The organism is Butyrivibrio sp. VCB2006 (assembly GCF_000420945.1).
Classification (GTDB): Bacteria; Bacillota; Clostridia; order Lachnospirales; family Lachnospiraceae; genus Butyrivibrio.
Window position 1 is genome coordinate 290,348 of the sequence record NZ_ATVX01000004.1, and the last position, 17,329, is coordinate 307,676.

At 42.0% G+C, this 17,329-nt stretch carries 10 protein-coding genes and 1 riboswitch; of the genes, 5 read left to right on the top strand and 5 right to left on the bottom strand.

Features of this window, described 5'->3' with window-relative positions; genetic code table 11:
• Positions 1 to 15: 15 nt before the first annotated feature.
• From addA to G613_RS0105580, 3 genes are read right to left on the bottom strand one after another with little or no spacing between them, the layout of a single operon-like run.
• A complete protein-coding gene (gene addA, locus G613_RS0105570) occupies positions 16 to 3,876 on the bottom strand; it encodes a helicase-exonuclease AddAB subunit AddA (protein WP_029231717.1) in 3,861 nt (1,286 codons plus the stop codon).
• On the bottom strand, positions 3,866 to 7,399 hold the full coding sequence (locus G613_RS0105575) for a PD-(D/E)XK nuclease family protein (RefSeq protein WP_051151037.1): 3,534 nt from the start codon (positions 7,397 to 7,399) through the stop codon (positions 3,866 to 3,868). Before G613_RS0105575 ends, addA begins: the two co-directional genes overlap by 11 nt.
• Positions 7,400 to 7,413: 14 nt before the next feature.
• Entirely contained in the window at positions 7,414 to 9,582 is a 2,169-nt protein-coding gene (locus G613_RS0105580; protein ID WP_029231719.1) for a bifunctional diguanylate cyclase/phosphodiesterase, read from the bottom strand.
• Between the two features lie 243 nt (positions 9,583 to 9,825).
• On the opposite strand from G613_RS0105580, the gene G613_RS0105585 reads away from it, so the two are divergent.
• From G613_RS0105585 to G613_RS18525, 5 genes are all read left to right on the top strand, one after another.
• Entirely contained in the window at positions 9,826 to 10,389 is a 564-nt protein-coding gene (locus G613_RS0105585; RefSeq protein WP_029231720.1) for a TIGR01440 family protein, read from the top strand.
• 64 nt (positions 10,390 to 10,453) lie between these two features.
• A riboswitch (ZMP/ZTP riboswitch) is annotated at positions 10,454 to 10,539 on the top strand.
• A gap of 69 nt (positions 10,540 to 10,608) precedes the next feature.
• The gene (locus tag G613_RS0105590; protein WP_029231721.1) at positions 10,609 to 11,316 is read left to right on the top strand and encodes an IMP cyclohydrolase; all 708 of its coding nucleotides are present in this window, start codon (positions 10,609 to 10,611) and stop codon (positions 11,314 to 11,316) included.
• 11 nt (positions 11,317 to 11,327) lie between these two features.
• On the top strand, positions 11,328 to 12,506 hold the full coding sequence (locus G613_RS0105595) for a phosphoribosylaminoimidazolecarboxamide formyltransferase (RefSeq protein ID WP_029231722.1): 1,179 nt from the start codon (positions 11,328 to 11,330) through the stop codon (positions 12,504 to 12,506).
• A gap of 198 nt (positions 12,507 to 12,704) precedes the next feature.
• Positions 12,705 to 14,288 (top strand): alpha-amylase family glycosyl hydrolase, encoded by a 1,584-nt coding sequence (locus G613_RS0105600; protein ID WP_029231723.1) that lies wholly within the window; start codon positions 12,705 to 12,707, stop codon positions 14,286 to 14,288.
• A gap of 209 nt (positions 14,289 to 14,497) precedes the next feature.
• Positions 14,498 to 15,826, top strand: coding sequence for a glycoside hydrolase family 5 protein (locus tag G613_RS18525; RefSeq protein ID WP_051151038.1), 1,329 nt, complete (start codon positions 14,498 to 14,500; stop codon positions 15,824 to 15,826).
• A 59-nt stretch (positions 15,827 to 15,885) separates the two neighbouring features.
• Here G613_RS18525 and amrS read toward each other — a convergent pair whose 3' ends face one another.
• Complete coding sequence (amrS, locus tag G613_RS0105610; RefSeq protein ID WP_029231725.1) at positions 15,886 to 16,791, bottom strand: AmmeMemoRadiSam system radical SAM enzyme; 906 nt, start codon at positions 16,789 to 16,791, stop codon at positions 15,886 to 15,888.
• A 27-nt stretch (positions 16,792 to 16,818) separates the two neighbouring features.
• Positions 16,819 to 17,319: an NUDIX hydrolase gene (locus tag G613_RS0105615; protein WP_029231726.1), complete on the bottom strand. Its 501-nt coding sequence runs from the start codon at positions 17,317 to 17,319 to the stop codon at positions 16,819 to 16,821.
• Positions 17,320 to 17,329 lie beyond the last annotated feature (10 nt).

The following is a 17,329-nucleotide window of genomic DNA, read 5'->3' on the forward strand; positions in this document are numbered from 1 at the left end:
ACATCTATTATAATATTAAAATAGCTTTATTGTCTCACCAAGTGCAAATGCATATATTAAAACTTCCTTAACTTTCATATCCGTCGCACTTTCAAGGGCCCTCTTATAAAGTTCCAGCTGTATGCTGTATCTGTCGATAAGTTCCTGACCATCCTTGACTCTGTCAGTCTTATAATCCATAAGAACAATCTGGCCATCTTCTATGAACCAGGCATCGATAATTCCCTGAATCAGCACCATCTCGTCACTAGGGAACTTCTCTTCAAGGTCACTTGCAGGAATTCCCATCATGAAAGGTTTTTCTCTCACAAGCTCTCCTCTTCTATAGGCTCTTCCCATTCTCTGACCAAGTTCAGATGAAAGAAATGATGTAACATCAGGACTCCAAACACAGGAAAGGTACTCCTCGGGGATCATGCCCTTTTTGTGCTGCAAGTGCATCCAGGAGTAGATTCGCTTGGAAACCTCATCAATTTCTGAATTATTACTATTTGCTACAGACACCTTCTCTGCAGCCTCCATGAGTTCTTCGTTTCCGAAAACATCCTCATCCAAAATCTCCATGATTCTGTGATATGCAGTACCTCTCTCAGCTCCGGTCAGTCTCTTACCAGGCTTCTTATCAGTATTTCCAGCCGTCTGATTATCCTGAGCCAGAAAATCTACATATAACTCCTGCTCATCTGCATCCTCATCTTCCGCATAGTCCGCATTATGTCCGAAGACTTCGCCCATTTCCTCAAGCCTATGCTTCTTAAGCTCAGTAACAGTGGTCTTTGTGAAAAGACCTTCCAAATACTCATATGGGTATTTTGCTTCAAATTTCTCCTTAAGTCTGGAAGTTAGATCTCCACGATATGCTTTAATGCCATCTTCAAGCTCTTTTCGCCTTGATGCTCCCAAAACGTCACGCTTTAACATATTACCGGCAATCTCATAATCCTGTAAAAAGACAAATCTAATGGCCGGAGTATCAGATTCAATATATCCCTTAAACATATCCTCTGAAATTTCAAGTTTAGCTGCAGCCTTGGCAAAGCCGGGATGCCTGATAACTGAAGGAAGAATCAGCTCAAAATAGCTCTCTGCTCTGGCCCTCACAGAATAAGGAAGCAGTTTTTCTTTTCCCGATATGGTCGGAAGTCCTCTTACTGCCTTACCCACTTCGTCAGCAAGCTTTTTAACTGATGCTGTCATGATGAGCTTTTCCTTGGCTCTTGTGAGAGCAACATATAATACTCTCAACTCCTCACCCAGACTGTCAGTAGTCATCTTGTCCGCAACGATAAGTCTTTTTAAGGTGTCATATTTGACACGAAGCTCAGAGTTGATGCACTTTACACCGATCCCCAAATCCATGTCTGCAATGAGATCGCCCATAGTATCCATTCTGTTAAAGCCCTTGGTAAGACCGGATACAAATACTACCGGAAACTCAAGGCCCTTGGACTTATGAATACTCATGATACGTACAACATCAGCATTCTCATCAATGATTCCCGCTTCTCCGTAGTCCACCTCCACAAGCTTCATGTGCTCAATATATCTGACAAAGTGGAACAGTCCCTTAAAGCTTGTCTTTTCAAAAGCCAATGCTCTGGAAAGGAGCTGATCAAGGTTGGCCTTACGCTGATTGCCTGCAGGCATAGCAAGGCAGTATCTGTCAAAGCCTGTCACGTCAAAAATGTGCTGTATCAGCTCATGAACAGGTGTATATACCGACAGAGTGCGCAAATCCTCAAGGAAGTCCACAAAATCTGCCAATTTTTCCTTAAGGCTGTTATCCTCCTGCGTTTCTTTTCCATTTTCATCATCACCTGATTGATGCTCTCCAAAGTTGGCAATAGCCTTTTTTAACCCATAGTAAAAAGAATCCTCCATCGATGCCTCTTCATCGGCATCCACCATGACACGAAGTCTTGCCAGCTCTTCATCAGAAAAGCCGCCTATTGGCGAATGCATAACAGAAACAAGCGGAATATCCTGGCTTGGGTTATCTATTATCGTCAAAAAGTCCAGTATTACAGCTACTTCATAAGCAAGGAAGTATCCGCTCTTGGATTCTATATAGGTTGGAATTCCCTGATTTTCCAAAACCTTTTTGAAGACATCATCCCATCCGCTTAAAGACCTTAATAGAATGACAATATCTTTATATTGAAGTTTTGGGTCCTCTGCCTTTAGCTGATGAATTCTCTCGGCAATTACCAGTGCCTCTTTTTCCCTGCCATCATAATTGGAAAGAGCTTCGTTATCACTGCTACTATCAAACATGATCAGCTCAGGTCCCACGTCATAGGTGGGCTCAGGGTACTCAGCTCCGGTCACAAGCCTTGCATCCTCGTCGTAGTCAACACTTCCCAGGTCAACACCCATAATCTTCTCAAAGATATAGTTGGTGGCCTCCAAAACCTCTTTTCTACTACGGAAATTCTTGTGAAGGTCAATTCTGCGATCCTGGGCATTCGCAGACTTGTCGTAGGTTCCAAGCTTCTCCATAAAGATCTCGGGACGGGCAAGCCTGAATTTATAGATACTCTGCTTGACATCGCCAACCATGAAACGCTCAGACTTATCCGGAATCTCCCCGGAAATAGACTTAAGTATCAGTTCCTGAACATTGTTACTGTCCTGATACTCATCTATCAGCACTTCCTTGTAATAATCGCGGTATTCAAGGGCGACTGTAGAAGGTGTACACATATCTATTATTTCCTGACTGGTTTTACCCAGGGACTGTTCATCACTTGGGTGATTGACCAGAATCTGAAGCGCAAAATGCTCCATATCAGAGAAATCTATGAGCTGACGTTCTCTCTTTTTCTCATCAAAAAGCTGCTTGTACCTGATTGTCAGTCTGCACAGCTCTTTTACCGCCCTGTCACAAAGGGCCATTTGATCAACGATAGTCTCTGATGGAAGTGCAAAATACTTATCTACGAGGCTACTGATATCTTTCTTGATCTTATCCCTTACATCCTTAACATATGCTCTCTTATCAGGGTTGACGCAGTCATCCTTTTTACTTGATATTCTGCCAAAAGAAATTCCTCTAAGCCCGTCAAATAGCTGATCGTAGGTATCATATTTCAAAGCCGCACAAATACTGTCTTTGTCCGCATCAAGGGTATCCCCATACATATATGGGCCGTCGCTTTCGCAGCAAATCTTCTCAAGAGCCTCGATAATCGCTACCTTTTCTTGTAGCTGTGTTCTTGCCTTATCAACGCAGGCTTTCACCCAGGGGAACTCATCAAATACAGTCCCTTCAACCTGATAATCTCTTGATCTTTCATTTATCCAGTCCTCAGGCCATGGCATACTCATAGCAAACTTGTAGAGTTCAGAGATATACCCCTCTACTTTCTTGTCATTGCTTCCGGTGCTAAAGTATTCCATGCAAAAGAGAAATTCATCATTTTCTCCGTCGCGACATTTGTCATACTCTTCTTCCAGCATATCCTGCATAACATCTTCCTGGAGAAGACGCATTTCTCCGTCGTCTCCAACTCTGAAAGAAGGATCGATTCCAATAGTATTAAAGTTATTCCTAAGGACATACTGACAGAAGGAATCTATTGTAGTGATCTGAGCATTGTGAATCAAAGTCTCCTGTTTCTGAAGGTGCTTATTATCCGGGTCTTCCAGAAGTTTATTCTGAATAGCTATTGTTATCTTTTCCTTCATTTGGGAAGCAGCGGCCTTGGTAAAGGTCACCACAAGAAGATGATCAATGTCTACTCCTTCACTGATCATCTGGATGATTCGTTCTACGAGAACAGCTGTCTTACCTGAACCAGCTGCCGCAGATACTAATATATTGCAGTCTCTGGCATCTATGACTGCCTGTTGTTCTTCTGTAAATTTAACTGCCATGAGTCGTTCTTATAGCCTCCATTGCTGCGCCTTCATCCATATCAAGCTTTCTTGTCTCGTACCCTGAAATCTTATTGTCATATCCACAGATTGATCTGTACTGGCAATAGGTACAGGAATTTCTGGTTCCGGCTTCATAAGGATTAACCTTTATATCACCGTCCAAAATCCGGGTTCCGAATTCCTTGATTTTCTTATTAACAAAATTCGAAATAGCGCTATAGTCCTGATTTGAAATAACCTGTGAATTGGCAGTAAAGCCTCCATCCTTCTTGTAAGCAACAGGGATAACGTCAGACTTAGAAGTTAAGCCTGTATCCAGCATCTGGATAATGTCGTTATTATCGCTGACCAGTCCGGTCATTTTAAGTTCTTCTCTGATAGCCTCATTGATATCATCCGGTTGCATATCGTTTTTGCCTTCAGCCATTGGATCGTCTACATGATAGTAGAGAATCGCGGCCGGAACCACATCTTTGCCACCTGATATTTTCTTTTCCACTGCTGTAGCCACATTCATGTACATGACAAGCTGAAGTTGCAGTCCGTAGTAGAGTGACGCCACATTAAATTTCTTTTTACCGGATTTAAAATCTATAACTTTGACATATACGTGGTCATCATCTTCGCATAGATCAACTCGGTCAATTCTTCCGTGAAGCTTCATACGTTCGGTAATATGGGCCTTTTCGTCCTCTGAGAGAGTAATATTAATCTCATCAAGATTTCCCGCTTCTCTGAAATCCATCTCCACAAATGCAGGATTGAACTTGCCTTTGCTAACCTGATACTTGAGAATGCCCACTGTTCTCGACAGGATTCTATGGATTCTGTCTATCATGTGCTGATTACGGGCATTACTGCGTAAAATGGTATCTCCATAACGGTCGACACATTCCGTTAAGGCGCGATTTAATATTGCCTCTGATTCTTCATCACTAATATCTCTCCAGTCAATCTTTCTGGTCATGATTTCAGTGGTATATTTCTCCAAAACCTCGTGAAAAACATTTCCAAGGTCAGCAACGTCGAAATCGTATTCCTGACGTTCTTCCAAATGAAGACCATACTTTAAAAAGTGTGCATAGCAACAGGAAGCAAACAGTTCCAATCTGCTGACGCTGTTCTCAAGACTGGCACCATATAGCGATAAAGCCAGCATTTTGGCCAGGGGCTTACTCTCGTAGTGTTTGAAGGCAGCTTCTGTAATAGTATCTACAAGTGTGCTTGTGCCTTCTAAGTCGCCAAGAAGCTGCATCAGAGCGTAAAGTGATTCTTTTTCCTCATCGCTTATTATGTCTGTAGCGTACTTTCTCACAAGGTCCGCTGCATTCATAAGGCTATCCATAGGTGCCACGTTCTGACTCTCAAAATTTCCGTCCTCCGGACGATCAATGACAAGCTCCGGATACATCTGGCAAAGTTTAGGCACCAGATAAGCAGGCCTTCTGGACTTGCCTTCTATGTCCAGCTCAGCATAGGACAGATAGAGCTTATCTGTTGGTTTAGTCAGATTCATATACAGATATAGTCTTTGAATGTACATCTGTTGCCTGGGCGTAGGCGCAAGTTCAACGCCGGTTCCAAGGTCGACCAGGAACTGCCTGTCCACATCAGAAATAATACCGCCGGTACCTGCATTTGAAGGGATAGAACCATCAACAGCTCCAAGGAAGAACAAAAGCTTTATTTCCTTAAGCCTTGTTCTCTCCATGTCACCCACGATAATCCTATCAACATCCTGAGGAATCGATCCAACCTCAATATCTCCAAAGCCGACACTTAGTATGTCTCTGTATTCTGACAGAGTCAGCTCATCCGAGCCGATCAGATCCCCAATCTGTGTCAAAAGAGCTACGACCTTGTCATAAATCTGCTCAAACTCCCTGGCTTTTCTGCGGTCGCCTTTTTCCATAAAGAAATCTCTATACTCGGAAAGCTTAGTTTTACTGCCATTAATCTCAATAACCTCTAAAATGGCATCAGAAATCTCTTTTGCAGAAGCCTTTTTTACCCCAGCCAAAGGCGCAAGTTCCTGTGTAATGCGAGTTCTCATGTCCTCAAGTTTTTCCATGATAGCCACATCACGTTCTGCGGTATCACCTGTTTTTTTATTGCCCCCAGAAAACTTTTTGGGCATTCTCCTTGAAAATCTGTCATCCCACTGGCTTGGTCCTTTTATTCCAAGGGCTCTGACATAATTATCCAAAAGGTCTGTATCCTCTTTTGAAAAAGCAGTCATGCCACTTCTCATGTAATGGAATACATCCTCATATTTGTAGCCATAAATAATGATTCCAAGGGCACTTGTGATATATTCGATAAAAGGATTGAGCATCAGACTGGTATTCTGATCTATATAGACAGGAATTCCGAATCTATCTGCAGTTCTGGCTACCAGATCACTGTACTCCTCCAGATTTCCGCAAACCAGCGCAATATCTCTATACGCATACTTTCCGGACCTGACTGCCTCCATAATCTTGAGCATAGCCTGGCGAACTTCGCTTTCAGGAGTTGATGCTTCGAACAATTCAAGTTTCTTCGGCTTCCCTTCATATCTTTTGTTATTGTATCTAAACAGGTTTTCTTCAAGGAATGCCAAAGCTGGGTTATTCTCAAGCCTTTTTACATGTTCATCCCTGATGAAGAAATCTCCTGATCTATCCTTAAGTTGTCTCCAGGTAGCAAAATCAGGAAGCGTACCGACATTTTTCATCTCTTCCTGCGTTAGCTCATATTCAAGCTTCTCAAGGTCTCGAACAGTCTTTTTACTGAGCATGAAAAGCTCCTGCTCCTCAAAACTGTCCGCATATACATCTTCTGATGGGTCGATGGTAACAGTCACTATTACTTCCTTGGATATTCTAAGGAGCTGGCTTATAACTCTGTACTGAATAGGGGTAAAGCCTGTAAATCCATCAAAAATGATAACGCTGTTACTTATGAGCTTAGACTTTGGTATGGACTCACATAAAATATCAAGTGTTTCTTCTGTAGTTATGTATTTATCTGCTATATATTTATGAAACTCACTATAAAGAAGTCTCAGATCTTTAAGTTTGCTGTTCAGTGCACCCTTATGAGAGCTCTTTTCCTCCAAAAGCGACAGCTCCTGATCCGTGATCCCATACTGCATAAACTCAGATATTGTGGACTTAACCTCATCTATATAACCGGGCTTATGCATATTGGGCCCGATAACAGGTAGTTTGTCCCCAAGAATATCTGCCACACGCCGGAGAATAAGGCTCTTTCCCACGTCATCTAGCACAGAAAAAGAGCTAAGACCTACTTCCTCGAATATTCGATAAGAAAGTCGACCAAAGCTCAGTACGTCGATGTTCATTATTGCATGGGAAGGATGCATTCTGACTACATCCTTCTGTGTCTGCATAGTAAACTGGTCCGGAACTATGATAAGAAAATCCTTATCTTTGTCCGTAAAGCTTCTATCAATGATCTCCTTGTAAACTGCGGTGCTCTTTCCGGCACCTGACGCCCCAAAACAAAACCTTAACATGATAAATCCTTTTACTATTTATTTGGATTTTCGTGTCCCTTATAATCCCCATAGATCTGCTCATCAGTTACCTCATCAGCATATCTGCAACACGAAATATACTTCCATCTGTCATTATAATAGAAAGGAAGAATCATGTACATCTGCATTCTGCCCCTGTCACCGGGAATCGCAGAATGATAATAATCAACCACATAATCGGAAGATGAGTTTTTAACTCTCTCCTGAACAGTAGTCATGTCATAGAATTTTCTGAACCTTTCTCTATCCTCAGGATAAAGATACATATTGGAGTACATCTGGACTGCTCTTACAGCATTACTTTCAACATCTGCAACCGCCAACTGATCAGTGTTCAGGAAGATATTTTCTACGGTTCCGTCCTCATCATACAAATCAACCCTAAAGTACTGATTAAACACATGAGCCATAGCCACATGAATACTGTCAGCCAACCTCTGCTCGCTTCCTGTAAGAGAAAGGTTTCTTGGAACCACTGCAAATGCGGCCTTATCCCCTTGTCTGGCGATAAATCTGACCTTAGCGATAATAACATTGCCATTTATTATTATGCTTGCATCGCTCCTACGGTCAGGACTATTCTCTGCTTTCCTTAGGACCTCACGCATGGCATTGTTTTCAGGAATATTCATGTCAAAAGATCTAGCTCCGGCTGTTCCGATATCTTTAATCGAAACGGATCTGAGAAACTCATGGTAGGCATTATTGGCATAAATGAATCTTATCTCATCGTTTTCAAGCTCCATGATAGCTATAGGAAGATTATTGTATACATCCATGTTTTTCTCACGAAGCGGAGTACTTCCAAGGAAATTTATCTCTCCTATATCATGGTAATAATCCTGATATGCAATATCTTCACAGTTATCAAAAGAAAAATCGTCGGGCCTAACAAATTCATCCAAAGGCTTAGGTTTACCAAAAAGATATCCCTGCATCTTTTCACAGCCTATTCTTCTAAGAAATTCGTACTGTTCCTGGGTTTCCACACCCTCAGCAAGGGTGTGCATATCAAGCTCTTTGGCCATATTTACGATAGTTGCAAGAATAACCTGTGTTTTCTTATTTGTCTCAAAGGTTCTAAGAAAGTCCATATCAATCTTAAGGACATCAAAGTCATAAACTTTAAGGTTATTAAGAGAACTGTATCCTGAACCGAAATCATCCATCCAGACCTGATAGCCCCCATCTCTGAACTTCTTGATCTGGTCGCCTAAAAAGCTTTCTCCGGACGCAATTGCACTCTCAGTAATTTCGATATTCAAAAGATTTGCAGGGATCCCATACTTCTCCCTGCACTTATCAATTTCAGCCTTGATATCGCATAATTCGAAATCAAGCCTTGAAAGGTTGACAGATACAGGTTCTACAGCCATTCCATACTCAATATCGTTTTTAATATCCGCGCATACCTGGTTAATAATGTAAATATCTAGCTTATGGACAAGATGAACATCCTCCAGAACCTCTACGAAAATAGCAGGCGATATCATTCCGTAGTTAGGATCTATCCATCTGGCAAGAGCCTCGTAGCCGCATACTTTTCCTGTTAAAGCCCGAACTTCTTTCTGATAATAAACCTTGAAATAGCGCTTTTTAAAAGCACTCTCGAAGTTATCTATAACATACTGTCTGAGCTCATTTTTCTTTTTCAGAGCATCATCATAGAAATTGTAGTATTTATCATAAACCCTGATAATATCGTCACAGGCTATCTTAGCTCTGTCAATCATGATAACCGGGTCATTTTCATCACCAGTCGACAAATATATTCCGGCCTTTATATGCATCTTAAGACCTCTCTCGTATTTACGGGAGATTTCTGTAATAGCATCAAGTTTTTCTTTTATGCTCTCTTCATCTTTTGATTTGGACAGAATAATAAAATGGTCACCGCCTGTACGGGCAATGATTTCATTCGAAAAAATGCGCTGAATCTCGCCCGAAAGTCCTTTTAAGAACTCATTTCCACCGGCAAATCCATACTGCTGGTTGAAGGACTTGAAATTCATCACATTCAAATAGATTATTACAGAATAGGCGTTTTCATCTGAGCTCTTGCTCTCATTAAGGAGCTTCAATACCCCCTTTAGATTAAGGAGGCCCGTTAGCTCATCAAAATCGTCTTGCTGCCCTTTTGAAGCCATGTTCAGTTCATCCATAGTTTCACCTTGATTGCATACCTATACCTCTATTGATTATACCATGCTAGAACTAATGCTTTGAATATTATTGTATTATTTATCGAAATTTTAGATATATGTAATTATTACTTTCCCTCTGTTTAATCAGTAAGAGTATATATTTTTTATCGAAACCATGAATTGACATCTTCTGTATATGTGCTAAGTTTAATAGAGAGTATGGAATAAAAACCATATGTAATGTTATAAGGAGAGTGTAAAATGGACTTTTCAGAAATTACTAGTCAAAGTAAGCAGGCTGTTTCTGAGATTTTAGAAGCTGCCAGACTTAAAAAAGGCGATATATTTGTTGTAGGATGTTCATCCAGTGAAATTCTGGGAGATCAGATTGGAACAGCCACAAACCTTGATTCTGCAAATGCAGTATTTGATGGTATCATCCCGGTTCTAAAAGAAAATGGCGTTTATGTCGCCGCTCAGTGTTGTGAACATCTCAACAGAGCTCTTGTTGTTGAAAGAGAAACTATGAAAAAATATGGCTTTGAACAGGTTAACGCGATTCCTCAGCCAAATCACGCAGGTGGTGCCTTTGCCACAGTATGTTACCAGCGCTTTGATGATCCTGTATTGGTGGAAGACATCAGACAGATGGCTGATGCAGGAATAGACATTGGAGGAACAATGATCGGAATGCATATGCACAGCGTCGTAGTTCCTGTCCGCATCTCTCTTCGCAAGATCGGAGAGGCTCCTATAATTTGTGCCCGTCACAGACCTAAGTATGTAGGTGGTCAGCGTGCCATCTACGATGAGAAGCTGATGTAATTATTATATATCGCATGATATGTTTGTTTTATCTTGATTTTTTTTATTTCCTATTGTAATTTATAGGTGTCCATACAACTGGCGGATAAGTGGGTAACCACATGGGAGTATGGGTAATAATATTGAATGTCGACCGCCTGGGCAACCGCTTTTTAGAGGTTTGCTCAGGCGGTTTTTTCGTGTGAAACAGAAAAGCACGAATCTCTTTAGGAGGACATCATGCAGGATTTATCAAAAGAAATCAGCAGCACTACTTATCCGGGCAGAGGAATTGTCATCGGTACAACTCCTGATGGCAAATACGCAGCATGCGCATACTTTATCATGGGCAGAAGCGAAAATTCGCGTAACAGAGTCTTTGTAGCGGACGGCGAAGGCATCCGCACACAGGCTTTTGATCCATCCAAGATGGAAGACCCAAGCCTTATCATCTACGCTCCAGTAAGAGTTCTTGGTAACTCTACAATCGTTACAAACGGAGATCAGACAGATACAGTTTATGAGCTCATGCAGAAGGGTCAGACCTTCGAGCAGTCTCTTAGAACAAGAGAGTTTGAGCCAGATGCTCCTAACTACACACCTAGAATTTCAGGAATCATGAACGTTGCAGATGGCAAGTATGATTTTGCTATGTCAATCTTAAAGAGCAATCACGGCGATCCATCATCCTGCCAGCGTTTCACTTATACATACGAAAATCCAAAGGCTGGTGAGGGCTACTTCATCCACACATACATGGGTGATGGCAATCCACTTCCTAGCTACGAAGGCGAGCCTACACTTGTTAACATCGAAGGTGACATCGATACCTTTACAAATAACGTTTGGAATGCTTTAAATGCAGATAATAAGGTATCTCTTTTCACAAGATATATTGAAATTGCTACAGGCAAATACGAGAGCAGAATCATCAACAAGAACAACTAAGGAGAAAAGGTATGAACGAAATACAGCTTAAATACGGATGTAACCCTAACCAGAAACCATCAAGAGTATATATGGAGGACGGCTCAGACCTTCCAATCGAAGTATTAAACGGAAGACCCGGATATATCAACCTTCTTGATGCCCTCAACGGATGGCAGCTTGTTTCCGAGCTCAAAAAGGCAACAGGACTTCCTGCAGCTACTTCCTTCAAGCACGTTTCACCAGCCGGTGCTGCTGTAGGCCTTCCTCTTACAGATATCGAAAAGAAAATCTATTGGGTTGAGGATCTTGGCGAGCTTAGCCCTCTTGCAAACGCTTATGCAAGAGCCCGCGGCGCTGACAGAATGTCTTCATTTGGTGATTTCATTTCTCTTTCTGATGTCTGTGATGTAGATACAGCCAAGCTTGTTAAAAGAGAAGTTTCAGACGGAATCATTGCTCCCGGCTATACAGATGAGGCTCTTGAGATCCTCAAGGCTAAGAAAAACGGCAACTACGCTGTAATTAAGATTGATGAGAATTACGTACCAGCTGCTATCGAAAAGAAGCAGGTATTTGGTATCACCTTCGAGCAGGGTCACAACTTCATCGAAATCACAGATGAGATGTTCGACAATATCGTAACTGATAACAAGGAGCTTCCTGATTCAGCTAAGATTGACCTCAAGATTGCTCTTATTACTCTTAAATATACACAGTCAAATTCAGTTTGCTACGTTAAAGGCGGACAGGCTATCGGTATCGGCGCAGGCCAGCAGAGCCGTATCCACTGCACAAGACTTGCAGGCTCAAAGGCTGACAACTGGTTCCTCAGACAGGCTCCACAGGTTCTTAATCTTCCATTCCTTGACAGTATCAAGAGACCTGACCGTGACAACGCCATCGACCTTTATATCGGTGCTGATTACATGGATGTTCTTGCTGATGGCAAGTGGGAAAATATCTTCAAGGAGAAGCCTTCAGTATTTACAGAGGCTGAAAAGAGAGCCTGGCTTGATAAGAACACAGATGTTGCTCTCGGTTCAGATGCCTTCTTCCCATTTGGAGATAACATCGAAAGAGCTTATAAGAGCGGCGTAAAATACGTTGTTCAGCCCGGCGGATCAGTTCGTGACGATAACGTAATAGAAGCAGCTAACAGCCACAACATGGTTATGGCATTTAACGGACTTAGATTGTTCCATCACTGATTTCAAAATTGTAAGGCTCCCCATCACCATTGGGGAGTCTTTTTTATTTTCTCTGTACAAAGAAAATGAATTTTTATATAATGGAAACGTTTCCGAAATATATTATTTGTTTGCGACCTGATGATAATAGACTTAAAATAATAATAATATATTTCGGAATTACATAACTAATCATTTCAAACACTCAGGAGGTTCGTTATGCCAGCTTGGTTAAAAGACGCTGTTTTCTACGAGATTTACCCACAAACATTTAAGGATACAAATAATGACGGTATCGGTGATATAGACGGTATCATTGAGAAGCTTGATTATATTAAGGATTTAGGATGTAATGCCCTTTGGATCAATCCTTGTTATGATTCACCTTTTAAGGATGCAGGCTATGATGTCAGAGACTACAAAAAGGTTGCTTCCAGATACGGTACCAACGAGGATTTGTATAGACTCTTTGAGGTAGCACATCAGAAAGGCATCCACGTACTCCTTGACCTTGTTCCCGGACATACCTCTGAGGAGCACGAATGGTTCCAGGAGAGTAAAAAAGCTGAGCCTAACGAATATTCAGATAGATATGTGTGGACACACCACTGGATTCAGGGAATTGCAGGACACCCATATATTGGCGGCGAGGCTCCAAGAAATGGCTGTTATATGCTGAACTTCTTCAAGTGCCAGCCTGCTCTTAACTATGGTTTCCTTAACAGAACTGAGGATTGGCAGCTTCCACCTGACCATCCAGCTTGTATTGCTACAAGAGAGGCCCTGAAAGACGTTATGCGTTTCTGGCTTGACCACGGCTGCGACGGCTTCCGTGTAGATATGGCTGATTCTCTGGTAAAAGAGGATGATGAGAACAAGTCAGCTACCGGCAAAATCTGGCAGAACATCAGAGAGATGCTGGATAGTGATTATCCTGAGGCTGCTATCATATCAGAATGGAGTAACCCATATCAGTCTCTCAAGAATGGCTTCCACGCTGACTTTTATCTTGATCACCACGGAAACGGCTATAATACACTTATCCGTGACAACGAAACTCCGGGCGGTGACCACTCTTTCCTTAAAAAAGATGGAAACGGTGATATTATGCGTTTTCTTTTGGACTACCTTCCAAAGTATGACGCAACCAAAACCGATGGCTATATAAGCTTTATTACCTGTAACCACGACACACCGAGGGCACGTCTTACTCTTGGATATGATGAGCTCAAGCTTGCATGGGCATTATTCCTTACTCTTCCGGGTGTCCCTTTTATTTACTATGGCGATGAAATCGGTATGCGATATCTGGATATCCCTACCAAGGAAGGCGGATACACAAGAACCGGCTCCAGAACTCCTATGCAGTGGGACAACAGCAAGAATAAGGGATTCTCAAATGCTGACGAGAGCCTGTTGTATCTTCCTGTTGATTCTTCCGAGGATGCTCCAACTGTTGAGAATCAGGCATCTGATCCTGATTCACTATACAATACAGTTAAGGCTCTGACAGCACTTCGCCACAAATATGAGGATCTTCGTGCCGACAGTTTTTTTGCTGTTATATATGCAGAAAAAGAGGAATTCCCATTCGTATACAGACGTGGAAACCTCCTTATTGCCATCAATCCTTCAGAAAAAAGAGATTCTACTGCCCTTCCTTTGGAAGCCTTTGTCAAAAACAATGATAATTCCAATACACAGTGCGAGCTTAAGCTGGTCTATGGAATTGGAAACAGCAGAATTGACGGAAATACACTTATCGTTGATGCACAGTCCTTTGCAGTATATGAGCTGAATTAACAATTGGATTAAAGATGATATTACACAATAGTTTCAAAAAAATAATTAGTTTTTTAGCCATAATTGTCTTAACTTGCACTTCCCATATTGGGGCAAGTGGCACACTAGTTGCGGGAGGTTTAGTCAGTTTTGCCGCAAGCAGCCCATCGACTGTAACCGCCAGTTCTTTTGCCAAGAACATGAATGTAGGTTGGAATCTTGGGAACTCTTTGGACGCACATTATGGCGAGCCTAACGGCACCGCAAATTTAGGCCAGGAGACCATTTGGGGACAGCCGAAGACTACTCAGCAGATTATTGATTTCGTAAGAGCTCAGGGCTTCAACACCATAAGAATCCCGGTATCCTGGTATTATCACACCTACACCGGAAGTGATGGGGCTCTCCACGTGCATCCTGACTGGATGGCCAGAGTAAAAGAGGTTGTAAACTACTGTCTAAATGACAACATGTACGTGATCATGGATTCTCACCATGATGGCAAGATTTTTCATGCAGGAGTTGGTGCCAATGAACTAGCTACTATCAAAGCTAATACTGTTTCTGTATGGACTGACATAGCTACATTTTTTAATGACTGCGATACAAGACTTATGTTTGAGGCTTTCAACGAGCCTGATAATTATGAGAAATACTGGCAGTTTGGAAAAAAAGCCGCCTCACAGATGAACGAACTAAACCAGCTTTTTGTTAATACAGTTCGCTCAACAGGTGGAAATAACGCAGAACGTTGTCTAGTTGTTCCTACTCTCCTGGACGGGACAGGTGACAATTTTCTAAACGCTTTTGTATTACCCAAAGATAGAGTAAAAGACAGGCTTCTTGTCACTGTTCATAGCTATCCACAGAGCTTTGATCAATCAATTGATGGTATCTTTGCCAATTTACAGAGTTTTTCAAAGCGTGTAGGTGCTCCGGTTGTAATTGGAGAATGGGGCACCAAAACTTCTTTTTCTCCAGCTACATATCGAAGTGTACATGCAGCCAATTTTGTGGCAAGAGCTAACGCATATGGAATAAAGTGTATTTATTGGGATAACGGCAGTGATTATGCCATTATAGACAGAGTAAACCTCACTGCAAATCAGGACATGATACACGCCATAATGAACCCTGCTCCGTATACTTCTGATTCCGCCGGTGTAGTCACTGATTGGTCCAATTACCTCTACATGACTATAGACCAAAATACCGGAGCTCTCAAGGAAGACAAACATTGGGGAACTATTATTTTAAACATTGACGGAAACGGACTTGTCCCAATTCCTGCAGGTGCCACGGCGATTTCATTACAGCTATCTCGCTCCGGAGACATGTCTACACAGGCTTTTCACTATGTATATTTCTTCGACAGCAACAATGTCCTGCTGGATAAGATAAACGACTGGAATGGTTTCGTAGATAAGTCAGTAGCTATTCCATCAGGTGCAACTAGCGTGAGAATAGGCATAAATAGTGCTCAGACAGCCACGTCCAAAAAGCAATATTCAGATGCTGTTAAAAACGGCACACTTACACCAGTAATTAAGTTCTATTAAACCAAAACGTATCCAACAAATACTCATCTGTTGGATACGTTTTTATTTGCATGTTAGTTCTAGCAGTTACCGGTATAGACATAGTTCAAATTCTTCCTTGCTACATCTGCCAGTTCATAGACCAGGTCCACATCTGTAGCATCCCTGTCAGTCATATGGAACCTTGGGAAAAATCTTGATATGTGAAGCGGAACGTCCTGACCAATTCCGTTACCGGCTGCGTCTGTGAGTTCTGAAATCCAGTGAGAAAGCTCTTTTATCTCTTCTGCAGAATCATTCTCCCCTGGAATTATCAGGGTTGTCAGTTCAATATGGCAGTGCTTAACAGCCTCAGCGATAAATTCCATGACCATCTGCCTGTCACCCCCAAGAATGTCACGATAGTAATTGTCTGTAAAGCCCTTAAGATCTATGTTCATGGCATCTATGTATGGAATGAGTTCCTGCAGTACCTCCTGACTTGCCATACCGTTTGATACCAGGACGTTAACCATGCCATTTTCATGGACTAATTTGGCTGTGTCCCGAACATACTCATAGCCAATTAGCGGCTCATTATAGGTAAAGGCTACGCCCACATTTCCCTCTCTCTTGTACTCAAGAGCAAGCTCCGCTAAATCCTCAGGAGAAAGGTATCTTGATTCTCTCCCATATTCATAGGCCTCGTCAGACCAGGAAATTTCATAGTTCTGGCAAAATGGGCACCTGAGATTACAGCCGTAGCTACCGACAGACAATATTCTGCTGCCGGGCATAAATCTGGACAAGGGCTTTTTCTCTATGGGATCCAGGGCTATGCTGGTGATCTTGCCATAGTTAATTGGGTAAACCGTAAGTTCATCGCGACAAACAGAAGAATTATGCGGATCACCGTTTCCGGCATTTTTCACGCCTCTAACACCGCAAAAACCCGTTTCGCCTTCTCTTATCTCACAATGTCTGTAACATACATTACATCTTGGCATACCATCTTCCTCACTGATAGTACTACATCACAATGTATTGAAGTTTAGAGTTTTTCCATCAATTACCGCTTCCACCAGCTTGTCCTCTATATCATACACAAGCTTCATGGAAAAGAACTTCCTACTCTCTGACAGTCTTTTTAAGAATATCTTATCCCCTTCCCAGAGATTTAGTTCAAACACCTTGTCCTTGGTAACCCACTCAAGCTTACCCTCATCGCACTCTTTTGGCTCAGAATCAGGAGCCTTCGCTGTGAAAAGATTCATCAGTTCATAGTCACCCTTGGCAGAAACAAAGGTTATTACTGCCCTAAATTCAAGCGCATCAAGGGGAATATCATATCCTGTCTCTTCAAAGATTTCTCTTTTTATGCATTCCTCAGGGCTCTCATCATCCTCAAGATGCCCGCCTACGCCAATCCATTTATCTTTATTTATGTCATTCTTTTTGCTAACCCTGTGGAGCATCAGATATTTGTTATCACGCTCTAAGTAACATAAAGTTGTTATTCCATCTCGTCTTGCCATGTTGCCTCCA